This window comes from Pseudarthrobacter sp. NIBRBAC000502770, assembly GCF_006517815.1.
Classification (GTDB): Bacteria; Actinomycetota; Actinomycetes; order Actinomycetales; family Micrococcaceae; genus Arthrobacter; species Arthrobacter niigatensis.
On record NZ_CP041198.1, the window covers coordinates 3,321,810 to 3,334,605 of the forward strand.

General features: G+C 66.6%; 10 protein-coding genes. 4 read left to right on the forward strand and 6 right to left on the reverse strand.

Translation table 11 applies throughout. The features are described 5' to 3' along the window. Nucleotides 1-120: 120 nt before the first annotated feature. From NIBR502770_RS15910 to NIBR502770_RS15920, 3 genes are all read right to left on the reverse strand, one after another. On the reverse strand, nt 121-2,475 hold the full coding sequence (locus tag NIBR502770_RS15910; protein WP_141182582.1) for an FdhF/YdeP family oxidoreductase: 2,355 nt from the start codon (nt 2,473-2,475) through the stop codon (nt 121-123). Between the two features lie 117 nt (nt 2,476-2,592). Next, nucleotides 2,593-3,213: an MBL fold metallo-hydrolase gene (locus tag NIBR502770_RS15915; protein WP_141182583.1), complete on the reverse strand. Its 621-nt coding sequence runs from the start codon at nt 3,211-3,213 to the stop codon at nt 2,593-2,595. Then, nucleotides 3,210-4,316: an S-(hydroxymethyl)mycothiol dehydrogenase gene (locus NIBR502770_RS15920; protein WP_141182584.1), complete on the reverse strand. Its 1,107-nt coding sequence runs from the start codon at nt 4,314-4,316 to the stop codon at nt 3,210-3,212. Before NIBR502770_RS15920 ends, NIBR502770_RS15915 begins: the two co-directional genes overlap by 4 nt. Before the next feature lie 315 nt (nt 4,317-4,631). Here NIBR502770_RS15920 and NIBR502770_RS15925 point away from each other — a divergent pair, with 315 nt between their 5' ends. From NIBR502770_RS15925 to purM, 3 genes are read left to right on the forward strand one after another with little or no spacing between them, the layout of a single operon-like run. Further along, complete coding sequence (locus NIBR502770_RS15925) at nt 4,632-4,946, forward strand: hypothetical protein (protein WP_141182585.1); 315 nt, start codon at nt 4,632-4,634, stop codon at nt 4,944-4,946. Between the two features lie 59 nt (nt 4,947-5,005). Beyond that, the gene (gene purF, locus NIBR502770_RS15930; protein ID WP_141182586.1) at nt 5,006-6,676 is read left to right on the forward strand and encodes an amidophosphoribosyltransferase; all 1,671 of its coding nucleotides are present in this window, start codon (nt 5,006-5,008) and stop codon (nt 6,674-6,676) included. After that, nucleotides 6,673-7,818, forward strand: coding sequence for a phosphoribosylformylglycinamidine cyclo-ligase (purM, locus tag NIBR502770_RS15935; protein ID WP_141159166.1), 1,146 nt, complete (start codon nt 6,673-6,675; stop codon nt 7,816-7,818). The genes purF and purM overlap by 4 nt, the downstream gene beginning before the upstream one ends. 46 nt (nt 7,819-7,864) lie before the next feature. On the opposite strand, the gene NIBR502770_RS15940 is transcribed toward purM, so the two are convergent. Then, nucleotides 7,865-8,641, reverse strand: a complete 777-nt coding sequence (locus tag NIBR502770_RS15940) for a VOC family protein (RefSeq protein ID WP_141182587.1) — start codon at nt 8,639-8,641, stop codon at nt 7,865-7,867. Between the two features lie 165 nt (nt 8,642-8,806). Continuing rightward, the gene (locus NIBR502770_RS15945) at nt 8,807-9,040 is read right to left on the reverse strand and encodes a DUF3073 domain-containing protein (protein WP_141161457.1); all 234 of its coding nucleotides are present in this window, start codon (nt 9,038-9,040) and stop codon (nt 8,807-8,809) included. Nucleotides 9,041-9,312: 272 nt separating this feature from the next. On the opposite strand from NIBR502770_RS15945, the gene NIBR502770_RS15950 reads away from it, so the two are divergent. Further along, entirely contained in the window at nt 9,313-9,990 is a 678-nt protein-coding gene (locus NIBR502770_RS15950; protein ID WP_141182588.1) for a septum formation family protein, read from the forward strand. A gap of 41 nt (nt 9,991-10,031) precedes the next feature. Here NIBR502770_RS15950 and clpB read toward each other — a convergent pair whose 3' ends face one another. Then, on the reverse strand, nt 10,032-12,674 hold the full coding sequence (gene clpB / locus NIBR502770_RS15955) for an ATP-dependent chaperone ClpB (protein ID WP_141182589.1): 2,643 nt from the start codon (nt 12,672-12,674) through the stop codon (nt 10,032-10,034). Nucleotides 12,675-12,796 lie beyond the last annotated feature (122 nt).

Below are 12,796 nucleotides of genomic sequence, written 5' to 3' on the forward strand. Positions count from 1 at the left end.
CCCGACGGGAACCACCCGGCCCAAAAGCTAAGTGGGGAACTGCGACGGCGACAGCCGGCACCTGCCGGACTGCCGCCGTCGTCACTGCCCGCACCGGCGCAGCTTCCCCAGCCGGTGGGGCTAAGCGTGCGTGCCGGCCAGCTCCCCTGCAGATTCCTCGGCTGCTGCCGCCCCGCCCTGGTGCGGTTCGAACCGGACGAACATGGCCTTGAAGCCGGGGGTGTTGGATACGCGGGCCACGTTTTCCTTGTGGACCAAGGCGTTGGCTTCGGGGAAGTACGCCGCGGCACAGCCCTTCGCGGTGGGGTACGCCACCAGGCGGAACTTGTCCGCCCGGCGGTCCACGCCCTGGAACGTGCTCACCACATCCACGAGCTCGCGGTCCTGGAATCCCTGCTCGGCGAGGTCCTCGGGGTGGATCAGGATGACGCGGCGTCCGCCGGAGATGCCGCGGTACCGGTCGTCCAGGCCGTAGAAGGTGGTGTTGTACTGGTCGTGGCTGCGGATGGTCTGCAGCACCAGGTGCCCCGCGGGCGGGGTGAGGTATTCCAGCGGGCTGACGGTGAACCGGCCCCTGCCGATGTCCGTGGCGAACGAACGGGTGTCCCGTGGCGGGTTGGGGAGCACGAACCCGTTTTTGGTCCGGACCCTGGCGTTGAAGTCCTCAAAGCCGGGCAGGACGCGGGCGATGTGGTCGCGGATCACATCGTAGTCCTCGGCCATGCCGCGCCAGTCCACGGCGTGCTGCGGCCCGAACGTGGCCTCGGCCATCCGCGCCACGATGACGGGCTCGGCGAGCAGATGTTCGGAGACCGGGGTGAGGCGGCCCTGGGTGGAGTGCACCACGGACATGGAGTCCTCCACGGACAGGAACTGCGCGCCCTTGGGATGCTTGTCGTCCTTGTCCGTGCGGCCCAGCGTGGGCAGGATCAGCGATGTCCGGCCATGCACGATGTGCGAGCGGTTGGGCTTGGTGGAGATGTGCACGGTCAGCCCGATCCGCTGCATGCCGGCTTCCAACGCTTCGGTGTCGGAGCACGCCAGCGAGAAATTGCCGCCCATGGAAACGAATACGTCCACCTCGTCGCGCTCAAAGGCTTCCATGGACTCGACAGCGTCATAGCCGTGGTGCCGCGGGGAGTCGATGCCGAACTCGGAATCGAGTGCCGTGAGGAGCCACTCCTTGGGTTTCTCCCAAATGCCCATGGTCCGGTCGCCCTGGACGTTCGAGTGGCCGCGGACGGGGCAGGCGCCGGCGCCGGGCTTGCCGAAGTTGCCCTGCAGCAGCAGGACATTGACCATTTCCTTAATGGTGTCCACCGAGTGCGGCTGCTGCGTCACCCCCAGCGCCCAGCAGAAGATGGAGGCCTTGGATGCCACCAGCATCCCCGCCACCTTCTCGATCTGCTCGCGGGTCAGGCCGGTGGCCTTCTCGGTCTCGTCCCAGTCGAGGGTGCGGCGGGCGTCGCGGTAGGCGCCGAACCCGTCTGTCTGGGCGGCGATGAAGGAATGGTCGACGACGGTCCCCGGGTTTCGTTCCTCGGCCTCCAGGAGCAGGTGGCCCAGCGCCTGGAACAGCGCCAGGTCCCCGCCCACCTTGATCTGCAGGTACTCATCGGCCAACGGCGTCCCGCAGCCCACCACACCGGAAACGGTCTGGGGGTCCTTGAAGTTGAACAAGCCGGCCTCGGGCAGCGGGTTCACGGCCACCACCTTGCCGCCCTTGTCCTTGCATTCCTTCAACGCGGACAGCATCCGCGGGTGGTTCGTGCCGGGGTTTTGGCCCACGACAAAGATCAGTTCGGCGTCGTGGATATCGTCAAGGGACACGGTGCCCTTGCCGATGCCGATGGTCGGGTTCAGCGCCGATCCGGAAGACTCGTGGCACATGTTGGAGCAGTCCGGCAGGTTGTTGGTGCCCAGTGACCGGGCGAACAACTGGTACAGGAACGCGGTCTCGTTCGCGGTGCGGCCGGAGGTGTAGAACACGCTGCGGTCCGGGGTGGTGGCCCGGAGGTGCTCACCGATCAGCTCGAAGGCGTCAGCCCAGGAGATTGGCGAGTATTGGGTGTCGCCCTCCCGGATCACCATCGGTTCGCTGAGCCGGCCCTGGTTTCCCAACCAGTACTCGGTCTTCCCTGACAGCTCGGCAATGGAGTGCTTGGCCCAGAACTCCGCGCCTACGGTCCGCACGGTGTTTTCCTCGGCCACAGCCTTGGCACCGTTCTCGCAGAACTCGGCAGCTTTGCGCTTCTTGTCCGACTCGGGCCACGCGCAGCCCGGGCAGTCGAAGCCGCCGCGCTGGTTCAGCCGGAGCAGGGACTGTGCCGTGCGGGTGACGCCGGCCTGTGCCACCGCGCGCTCCAGGGCAACCATGACGGCCTTGACCCCGGCGGCCTCGGTCTTGGGCTTGTGGACTTGGAGCTCGTCCTCATTGATGTCCGCGACGGGGGCAGGCTGCTTGCCGAACTTCATTGTTCCCACTTCCTCGCCGTCACCAGGGAGTTCCCGTGCCGGCCTCTGTTGTTCATTTGCAGTGGAGGCGCGCCGGAAATCCCGGCGCGCCTCCAGGGCACTCGTTGCTGATGTCCGCTACTGGGAAACCTTCGCCAGCGTTTCCTGTTCGGCGGCGATGGTGGTGTCCTCGCCGTGGCCGGTGCGGACCATCGTTTCCGAGGGAAGCGTCAGCAGCCGTTCGCGGATGGACTTCAGGATGGTGGGATAGTCGCTGTAGGACCGGCCGGTGGCGCCGGGGCCGCCGTTGAACAGGGTGTCCCCGGTGAACACTGTTCCTTCGTTTTCAAGGTAGAAGCAGGTGGACCCCGGGGAGTGGCCGGGGGTGTGGATTGCCTTCAGCGTTGCCCCGCCCACCTCGAACAGGTCGCCGTCGGAGTGGTAGCGGTCCGGCTTGGCGTCAGGGTAGACCTGCTCCCACAGCATCAGGTCCTCTTGGTTCAGGAGGATCGGGGCGCCCAGGGCATCGGCAACCTCGCGGGCGGCACCGATGTGGTCGTTGTGCGCGTGCGTGAGCAGGATGGCCTTGACCTTCCGGCTGCGTACCTGGGCGATGATCGCGGCAGCGTCGTGCGGCGCGTCGATGATGACGCATTCCTCGTCATTGCCCACGATCCAGACGTTGTTGTCCACATCCCAGGTGCCGCCGTCGAGCGAAAATGTGCCCGAGGTGACCAGGTTCTCGACAGTGACGCTCATGCCGGCGCCCCCGCCGGCTGGACCTCGACAACTGAGCGCAGGACTTTGCCCTCGTGCATTTTGCCGAAGGCCTCCTCCACCTGGTCGATGGAGATGCGCTCGGACACGAACGCGTCCAGGTCCAGGTTGCCCTGCTTGTAATGGGACACCAGCATGGGGAAGTCGCGGGAGGGCAGGCAGTCGCCGTACCAGGAGGACTTCAGCGAGCCGCCGCGGCCAAAGACATCCAGCAGCGGCAGTTCCACCGTCATCTCCGGCGTCGGGACGCCCACCAGGACCACGCGGCCGGCAAGGTCGCGGGCGTAGAAAGCCTGCTTGTACGTTTCGGGTCGGCCGACGGCGTCAATCACCACGTCAGCGCCGTTGCCTCCGGTGAGGGCGCGGATGGCCTCCACCGCGTCCTCCTGCTTGGAGTTCACGCCATGGGTGGCACCGAGGGACCTTGCCATGTCGATCTTGTTGTCGTCGATGTCAACGGCGATGATCGTCGTCGCACCGGCCAGCCGGGCGCCGGCGATCGCGGCGATGCCCACGCCGCCGCAGCCGATGACGGCCACGGACTCGCCGCGCTTTACCTCGCCGGTGTTGATCGCGGCGCCGATGCCGGCCATGATGCCGCAGCCCAGCAGCCCCACTGCGGCCGCGTCGACCTCCGGGTCCACCTTGGTGCACTGCCCGGCAGCCACCAGGGTTTTCTCGGCGAAGGCGCCGATGCCCAGGGCGGGAGAGAGGACCGTGCCGTCCTCCAAAGTCATCTTCTGGGTGGCGTTGTGGGTGTTGAAGCAGTACTGCGGCTGACCCTTGGCGCAGGCCCGGCATTCGCCGCAGACGGCGCGCCAGTTCAGGATCACCCTGTCCCCGGGCGCCACAGATGTCACGTCCGGGCCCACAGCGCTGACTACACCGGTGGCCTCATGGCCCAGCAGGTACGGGAAGTCATCGCCGATTCCGCCCTGCTTGTAGTGCAGGTCCGTGTGGCAGACACCGCAGGTCAGGATGTCCACCAGCGCCTCCCCCGGGCCCGGATCCGGCACCAGGATGGTCTCCAGCGACACCGGGGCATTCTTCTCACGGACAACGACAGCTTGAACTTTATGGACCATGGTTCTTGTGTTCCTTTCCTGGATCCGGGCCGGATCCGGTGAGTCGGCACCAAATGCCAATCTAGCTGACATGCCACGTCGGGAGACCACCACGTCATGCCACAGCTGCAACCTTGCCCAATTGCGTATTACGCAACAGAATGCACATAGCGGCTACGGGAAAATATGACAGTGGCCACACTCCATGTCAATAGATATATCAGTTACAGCCCCCGTGGCTACCAGGCTCGGTTCTGCGTCCGTCCCGCTGATCCGCCGCCCGGCCGCGTACCCTGCGTTATACGCACTCTCTGGTCCAGCATTAGGCTGGATGGCATGGCTTTTGAACAAACCCCTGCCGAACGGCGCGAGGTGACCGTGCGCCGCGCGCCGAAGTATGTCCCCTTTTTGATTGCGGGGGCACTGGCAGGCATTGTTGCCGCCGCTGTAGTGGCATACGCGGCGCCCGGCGACTCGACGTTCGATCCCGGTGCCGTGTTCGGCTTCTTCCTGATCATGTTCGCAGCCGTCGGCGCAATCCTTGGCGCAGCCCTGGCGCTTGTCCTGGACCGCCGGAGCGTGAGGCGGCAGGAACGTGCCGTCGTGGAGGCCGTTCCGGATTCGGAAACTGATACCGGTCCCCAGGACTAACCGGGGTCACAATTAGGTGCAGGGGAAAGTCATACCCCACAACGTGCGATAATCGATCAGTGGCACGCGGCGATGGCAAACTTTCCCATGATCTTCTTCCCGGCGAAAAAGGACCCCAGGATGCCTGTGGCGTCTTCGGTGTCTGGGCACCCGGTGAAGAAGTAGCAAAACTTACCTACTACGGGCTGTATGCACTGCAGCACCGCGGTCAGGAGTCGGCTGGCATAGCCACCAGCGACGGCAAGCGGATCAATGTCTACAAGGACATGGGCCTCGTATCCCAGGTCTTCGATGAGACCACGCTGAACACCCTGACCGGGCATCTGGCCGTGGGCCATTGCCGCTACTCCACCACCGGCGCGAGCCACTGGGCCAACGCGCAGCCCACCCTGGGCGCGACCTCTACGGGCACCGTGGCCCTGGCGCACAACGGCAACCTGACGAACACCGCCGAACTCAACGCCATGATCACGGAGCGCAACGGCGGGCAGCTTACCGGCGAGATGAAACAGGGCAACACCTCGGACACCGCGCTGGTCACCGCCCTGCTGGAAGGCGAGCCGGGCAAGAGCCTCGAAGAGACCGCCACCGAGCTCCTGCCCAAGATCAAGGGCGGCTTCTGTTTCGTCTTCATGGACGAGGGAACCCTCTACGCAGCCCGCGACACCTTCGGCATCCGCCCGCTGGTCCTGGGCCGCCTGGAACGCGGCTGGGTTGTCGCCTCCGAACAGTCAGCCCTGGCCACCGTGGGTGCCAGCTTCATCCGCGAGATCGAGCCCGGCGAGTTCATCGCCATTGACGAAGAAGGCGTGCGGTCCAAGAAGTTCGCAGAGCCGACGCCGGCCGGTTGCGTTTTCGAATACGTCTACCTCGCCCGTCCGGACGCCGCTATCGCCGGCCGTTCCGTGTATGAGTCCCGCGTGGAGATGGGCCGCCAGCTGGCCCGGGAGAACACCCACGAGGCCGACATCGTCATCCCGGTGCCGGAATCGGGCACTCCGGCAGCCGTGGGTTACGCCGAGGAATCCGGCATTCCGTTCGCACACGGCTTCGTGAAGAACTCCTACGTGGGCCGCACCTTCATCCAGCCCTCGCAGACCCTCCGCCAGCTGGGCATCCGGCTCAAGCTGAACGCCCTTGAGTCCGTGATCCGCGGCAAGCGCGTCGTGGTGGTGGACGATTCCATCGTCCGCGGCAACACCCAGCGGGCCATTGTCCGGATGCTGCGGGAAGCCGGCGCCGCCGCCGTGCACGTCAAGATCTCCTCCCCGCCCGTCCAGTGGCCCTGCTTCTACGGCATCGACTTCGCGTCCCGCGCCGAGCTGATCGCCAACGGCGCCACCATCGAAGAAATTTCCCAGGCCATCGGCGCGGACTCGCTGGCCTACATCTCCGAGGACGGCATGATCGGCGCCACCCGGCAGCCGCGCGAACGCCTCTGCACCGCCTGCTTCACCGGCAAGTACCCCATCAAGCTGCCCGACGCGGACAAGCTGGGCAAGAACCTGCTGGAGCGTACCGACCTGGGCGGCATCAAGCCCTCCCCCGCGGCCCTTCCGGGCGAAACGGCCGCCCTGGCCGTTGACGCCACCGAGGACCCGGCGGAAAAGGCCGGCGCCACGGGCTGCGATCCCGGCCCGGACTCCGAATTCGAAAACCTGCTGACCGAAGCCGACCTCGTGCCCGACGTACACGCCGCCACCAGCGCCGACAAGAAGGACTCCGTATGACCTCCGCCAGCCCTGCCGCAGACAACGCCGGCATCACCTACGCGTCCGCGGGCGTGGACGTCGAAGCCGGGGACCGCGCCGTCGAGCTCATGAAGGATGCCGTGAAGGCAACCCACAACTCTTCGGTGATCGGCGGGGTAGGCGGCTTCGCCGGGCTTTACGACGTCTCCCGGCTGCTGACCTTCAAGAAGCCGCTGCTGGCCACTTCCACGGACGGCGTCGGCACCAAGGTAGCCATCGCCCAGGCCATGGACATCCACGACACCATCGGGTTCGACCTGGTGGGCATGGTGGTGGACGACATCGTCGTGGTGGGTGCTGAGCCGCTGTACATGACCGACTACATCGCCTGCGGCAAGGTGGTCCCCGAACGCATCGCGGGCATTGTCCGCGGCATCGCCGCCGCCTGCTCCGTGGCCGGCACCGCCCTGGTGGGCGGCGAGACTGCCGAGCACCCGGGCCTGCTGGGCGAGCACGAATACGACGTTGCCGGCGCAGCCACCGGCGTGGTGGAAGCCGACGCCCTGCTGGGCCCGGACCGCGTGCGCGCCGGCGACGTGGTGATCGGCATGGCCTCATCCGGCCTCCACTCCAACGGCTACTCCCTCGTCCGCCGCGTCATCAACCACGCCGGCTGGGCCCTGGACCGCCAGGTGTCCGAACTGGGCCGCACCCTGGGCGAGGAACTCCTGGAACCCACCCGCGTCTACGCGGCCGACTGCCTGGACCTCGCCCGGACCTTCCCGGTCAGCGCCGGCGCGGCCGTCCACGGTTTCAGCCACGTCACCGGCGGCGGCCTTGCCGCCAACCTGGCCCGCGTCCTCCCCCAAGGCCTTGTGGCCACGGTGGACCGTGCCACGTGGGAGCTGCCGGCCATCTTCAAGCTGGTGTCCGAGCTGGGCAACGTTCCGCTGGCCGACCTGGAACGGACCCTGAACCTCGGCGTGGGCATGGTGGCCATCGTGTCCCCGGAAGCCGCGGATGCCGCCGTCGCACGCCTGAACGAACGCGGCCTGCCGTCCTGGATCATGGGCACCGTCACCGGGGATTCAGACGCCATTTCCAAGTCCGGACCTGACTATGTCCAGGGCGCCAAGGGCGTGGACGGCGGCGCTGTCCGCCTGGTCAACGCCTACGCCTAAGGCCTTCGTCGAGTGCTCCCCGCCACCGGTGGGGAGCCCTCGATGTCTAAGCGGTGGTTTGGATCAGGTTGAGGACGCCGCCCTGCGGGTCCTGGATGGTGGCCAGTGACCCGTCGGCGGGACGCTCGTCCGGCTCCACCATGACCTGGCCCCCTGCTGCCTGGGCGGCCGCAACTGCTGCGGCAACATCTGCCACGCCGTAATAGACCTGCCAGTCCGCCTGATCGCCCTCATCGGCAGGAACGACGCCTGCTACCTCATTGCCGCCGATGAGCAGCGTACTGTAGCTGCCGCCGTCGTCCTGGGGGTATTCGGTGACGTCATGCCCGAAAAGCTGCTGGAAGAAGCCGACGGCGGCCTGGGGCTCGGGTGTGAAAAGTTCCGCCCAGGCCAGCGCGCCCGGCTCGTTGAAGAGTTGGCTGCCGTAGTGGGTTCCTGCCTGCCAGATACCTGTGGTTCCGCCACCTGGAGGGGCAAGGAAGCCCAGTACACCGGTATCACCCACCTGCTCCGGCCCAAACTGGGCCGTCCCTCCTGCGTGTCCGGCCTCCTCCAGCACTTCCGCAGCGTCCGCGGCGGCAAAGTAGACGTTCCACTTCGCGGAGGTGCCGGCCTGCAGCTGCAGCGGGCTCTGCGGCGCAATGGTGGCCACCAGCTGCCCGCCGACAAAGGCCTGCGCATAGCTGCGGCCGTCCGGGGTGGGAAAATCCTGGTAGGTCCAGCCGAAGAGGCGGTTATAGAAAACCTTCGCGGCCGCAACATCGGGAGTCTGCAGGTCTGCCCAGCAGGGCTCGCCGGTGGCATAGGTGGTTCGAACACTCATCCGGTCAGGTTACCAAGCCGGGCATCGGAGAAACACGGAAAGCCCGCTGCCGCACCGGTACTCCGGGGCGGAAACGGGCTCCATGATGTATGCGGTGACCCGAAACCGGGTTACAAGAAGGAGATCACAGCAGCCGGGCGCGGGGCCACGGCAGGCTTGCGACAACTAGCCGATGCGACGGCTGTCAACCTCGTCGTCATCGTCATCCAAATCATCCGCGTACTTGTCCACATAAGCCGAATAGTCCGGCTCAACCGGCTCACTCGAGTAATGGCTCGTCGAACGACTGCCCGGACCCGTCAGCTCCCGCTGAAGTGCCGAATAGTCAGTGTTCGGGGAGTAGTACTTAATGTCCCGAGCCTGCTTGGTAGCTTTTGCCTTTTGACGGCCGCGCCCCATGGCGTGACCCCCTTTTGTACTTGGACCGGAGGTGGTCACCTTGGCGATCGGTGAGGCCCCGGAATGTTTGGTCAATTTGTCGTACACCTAGATTACATGCTTTCGGCGCCCCCTGCTTGCCGCCAATCGGCCCGTGCAGTGGCGTGGGGTACCATGACGCACCTCCACCCGCAGGATTCCGGGATTTTTCTTCGGTAGAGTCACTAAAGAAGTGTCGATTTTGTGTGGCCTTTGGCGAGCCGCGGAACCACAACCCAGGAGGATGCGCACCCGTGAACCAGGACGTCCCGCCGAAGCCGGCCCTCCCGCCTCGAACCGGAAACCTGCCCCTGGTGCCGGGGCGGGACGCCGGTCCAGCGCCCGCCCCGGAGTCGGTCACCTGGTCCCAGCCGCGCCGGGAGCCGGGACCGGACCAGCGCGTCAACAGGAGGCCTGCCTTCTGGAAGGCATTCCTCGTCACGGTCATCATCGCGGTCGCCGGTTCGTTGGTGTGGCTCGCCGTGTGGCTGAACTCGTCGCCCGGGACGGACTCGGCGACAAGTTCAGGCCCCGGCGTGCTGCAGACCGCCGTGACCCCGCCGGCCACCCCGCAGCCCCTGCCCCGCGATGGGGTTGCACCGGCAGACTATGCCGTGGGCGACTGCTTCAAGGACTTCGACCCGCAGGCCCTGGCGTCCACTTTGGTGCCATGCGACACGGGCCATTCAGCACAGCTCGTCGCCACCCTCCACTACCCGGAGAGCGCCAAGTATCCGGGGGCGGACCCGCTCAAGGCCAAGGCGCTGGAAGTCTGCCAGGCAGCGAAGCTCGGCCCGGCGGCCAAGCAGTTCCAGCTCAACTACCAGCGCAGCTATCCCAGCAACACCAGCTGGGAATCCGGGGACCGCAGGGTGGATTGCTACGTTACGGCCGACGCCGGCAACGTGATTAACGCGAGCGTGCTGCCCTGACAGTCACCAGAGCAGCACAGCCTGCATCACGGCCGCTGCGGTTAATCCTTCCGGCGTACTGAGAGGCCAGAGCTCGGGACACCCGTAAGCGCGTCCACGTTGCCCTCGGTAAGTTCCCCAAGGTCCGCGGCGGTGTCAACCACCACGGTGTCGCCGTCGCTGATCTCCCCGGCGAGGATGGCCTTGGCCAGCCGGTCGCCGATCTCACGCTGCACCAGGCGGCGCAGCGGCCGGGCACCATAGGCGGGGTCGAAGCCGGACAGCGCCAGCCACGCCTTGGCCCCGTCGGTGACCTCCAGCGTGAGGCGGCGGTCATGGAGGCGCCGGCCCAGCTCGTCCACGTGCAGCTCCACGATGCGGCCCAGTTCCTCGACATTGAGGGCGTCGAAGAGGACCACTTCATCGAGCCGGTTAAGGAACTCCGGCTTGAAGGAAGCGTTGACGGTGGCCATCACGGCGTTCCGTTTGGCCTCCGCGTCCAGGGTCTGGTCCACCAGGAACTGGCTGCCCAGGTTGGATGTCAGCACCAGGATGACATTGCGGAAGTCCACGGTGCGGCCTTGGCCGTCGGTGAGGCGGCCGTCGTCGAGCACCTGCAGGAGGATGTCGAACACCTCCGGGTGCGCCTTCTCCACTTCGTCCAGCAGCACCACGGAGTAGGGGCGGCGGCGCACGGCCTCGGTCAGCTGCCCGCCTTCCTCGTAGCCCACATATCCCGGAGGCGCCCCGACCAGCCGGGCGACGCTGTGCTTCTCGCCGTACTCGGACATGTCGATCCGCACCATGGCGCGTTCGTCGTCGAACAGGAAATCCGCCAGCGCCTTGGCCAGTTCGGTCTTGCCCACGCCGGTGGGTCCCAGGAACAGGAAGGAACCGGTGGGCCGGTTGGGGTCGCTGATGCCGGCCCGCGCGCGGCGGACGGCGTCGGACACGGCCGTCACGGCCTTGGCCTGGCCGATCAGGCGGCGTCCCAGCTCCTCTTCCATGTGGAGCAGCTTCTGGCTTTCGCCCTGCAGCATGCGGCCCGCCGGGATGCCCGTCCACGCAGAGATGACCTCAGCGATATCCTCGGCAGTCACTTCCTCGGCAACCATCTGCGTGGACTTGTCCGTCACGGCGGCCTCTGCCTCGGCAGCGGCGTTCACCTCGCGCTCGAGGGCCGGGATCTCCCCGTAGAGGATCCGGGAGGCAGTTTCGAGGTCGCCTTCGCGGGCAGCCTTGTCGTACGCGGAGCGCAGTTCGTCCAGCTTTGCCTTCAGGTCACCCACGCGGTTGAGGCCGGCCTTCTCCGCTTCCCACCGGGCATTCAGGGCGGAGAGCTCCTCCTCCTTGTCCGCCTTGTCGGCGCGGAGTGCGGCGAGGCGCTCCACGGACGCGGGATCCGATTCGCCGGTCAGGGCCAGCTCCTCCATGGTGAGCCGGTCCACCTGCCGCCGCAGCTGGTCGATTTCCTCCGGAGCGGAGTCGATCTCCATGCGGAGGCGCGAGGCTGCCTCGTCCACAAGGTCGATGGCCTTGTCCGGCAGCTGGCGGCCCGTGATGTAGCGGTTGGACAGCGTGGCGGCGGCCACCAGGGCAGAGTCTGCGATGGCGACCTTGTGGTGCGCCTCGTAGCGCTCCTTGAGGCCGCGGAGGATGCCGATGGTGTCCTCCACGCTGGGCTCGCCCACGTACACCTGCTGGAAGCGGCGTTCCAGGGCTGCGTCCTTCTCGATGTTCTCGCGGTACTCATCCAGGGTGGTGGCACCGATCAGGCGCAGCTCGCCGCGCGCCAGCATGGGCTTGAGCATGTTGCCGGCGTCCATGGAGGAATCTCCGGTGGCGCCTGCACCCACCACCGTGTGGATCTCGTCGATGAACGTGACAACCTGGCCCTCGGAGCCCTTGATCTCCTCGAGGACAGCCTTGAGCCGCTCTTCGAACTCGCCGCGGTATTTGGCGCCGGCCACCATGGAGCCAAGGTCCAGGGAGATCAGCGTCTTGCCGCGCAGGCTTTCCGGGACGTCGCCCGCCACCATGCGCTGGGCCAGGCCCTCGACGACGGCCGTCTTGCCCACACCGGGTTCGCCGATCAGCACCGGGTTGTTCTTGGTGCGCCGTGAGAGCACCTGGACAACACGGCGGATTTCCGAGTCCCGGCCGATCACCGGATCCAGCTTGCCGGCGCGGGCCATGGCAGTGAGGTCCGTGCCGTACTTATCCAGGGCCTGGAAGGTGTTTTCGGGGTCCGGGCTGTCCACTTTCCGGTCGCCGCGGACCCCGGGCAGCGCAGCGAGCAGGGCTTCCCGGGACGCTCCGGCTTCGCGGAGGAGCCGGGCAGCAGCGTCGTTGCCGGCGGAGAGGCCCACCAGCAGCACCTCGGTGGAAACGAAGGAATCACCCAGCCGGTCCGCCTCCTCCTTGGCGTGCTGGATGGCCTGCAGGGCGGGCCGGGACAGCTGCGCCTGCTGGCTGGAGCCGCCGGAGGTGGCGGGCAGGGCCTTGATCCCGCTGCTGGCCTGCACGCTGACAACGTCCGGGTCCGTGCCGGTGGCGCGGAGGAGCGCAACGGCCACGCCTTCCCGCTGGTCCATCAGCGCTTTGAGGAGGTGTGCCGGTTCCACCTGCGGGTTGCCGGCCGTGGAGGCGTTCATTGCCGCCGCGGAAAGAGCCTCCTGGCTCTTGGTGGTGAATTTGACGTCCAAAGAGAGCTCCTTTCGGGGGCTGGTTGACTAAGTTGAGTGTACTACGCTCAACTTTGCGTGGCGACGTTCCTTAGCCATGTTTGCCCACGGCGAAACGGCTGTCCAGAGCCGGAGGTCCCTCC

What these genes read in the sequence shown, in the direction of transcription:
- NIBR502770_RS15910 (WP_141182582.1), bottom strand. Translation starts at nt 2,475, where the DNA reads ATGAAGTTCGGCAAGCAGCCTGCCCCCGTCGCGGACATCAATGAGGAC.
- NIBR502770_RS15915 (WP_141182583.1), bottom strand. Translation starts at nt 3,213, where the DNA reads ATGAGCGTCACTGTCGAGAACCTGGTCACCTCGGGCACATTTTCGCTC.
- NIBR502770_RS15920 (WP_141182584.1), bottom strand. Translation starts at nt 4,316, where the DNA reads ATGGTCCATAAAGTTCAAGCTGTCGTTGTCCGTGAGAAGAATGCCCCG.
- NIBR502770_RS15925 (WP_141182585.1), top strand. Translation starts at nt 4,632, where the DNA reads ATGGCTTTTGAACAAACCCCTGCCGAACGGCGCGAGGTGACCGTGCGC.
- purM (WP_141159166.1), top strand. Translation starts at nt 6,673, where the DNA reads ATGACCTCCGCCAGCCCTGCCGCAGACAACGCCGGCATCACCTACGCG.
- NIBR502770_RS15940 (WP_141182587.1), bottom strand. Translation starts at nt 8,641, where the DNA reads ATGAGTGTTCGAACCACCTATGCCACCGGCGAGCCCTGCTGGGCAGAC.
- NIBR502770_RS15945 (WP_141161457.1), bottom strand. Translation starts at nt 9,040, where the DNA reads ATGGGGCGCGGCCGTCAAAAGGCAAAAGCTACCAAGCAGGCTCGGGAC.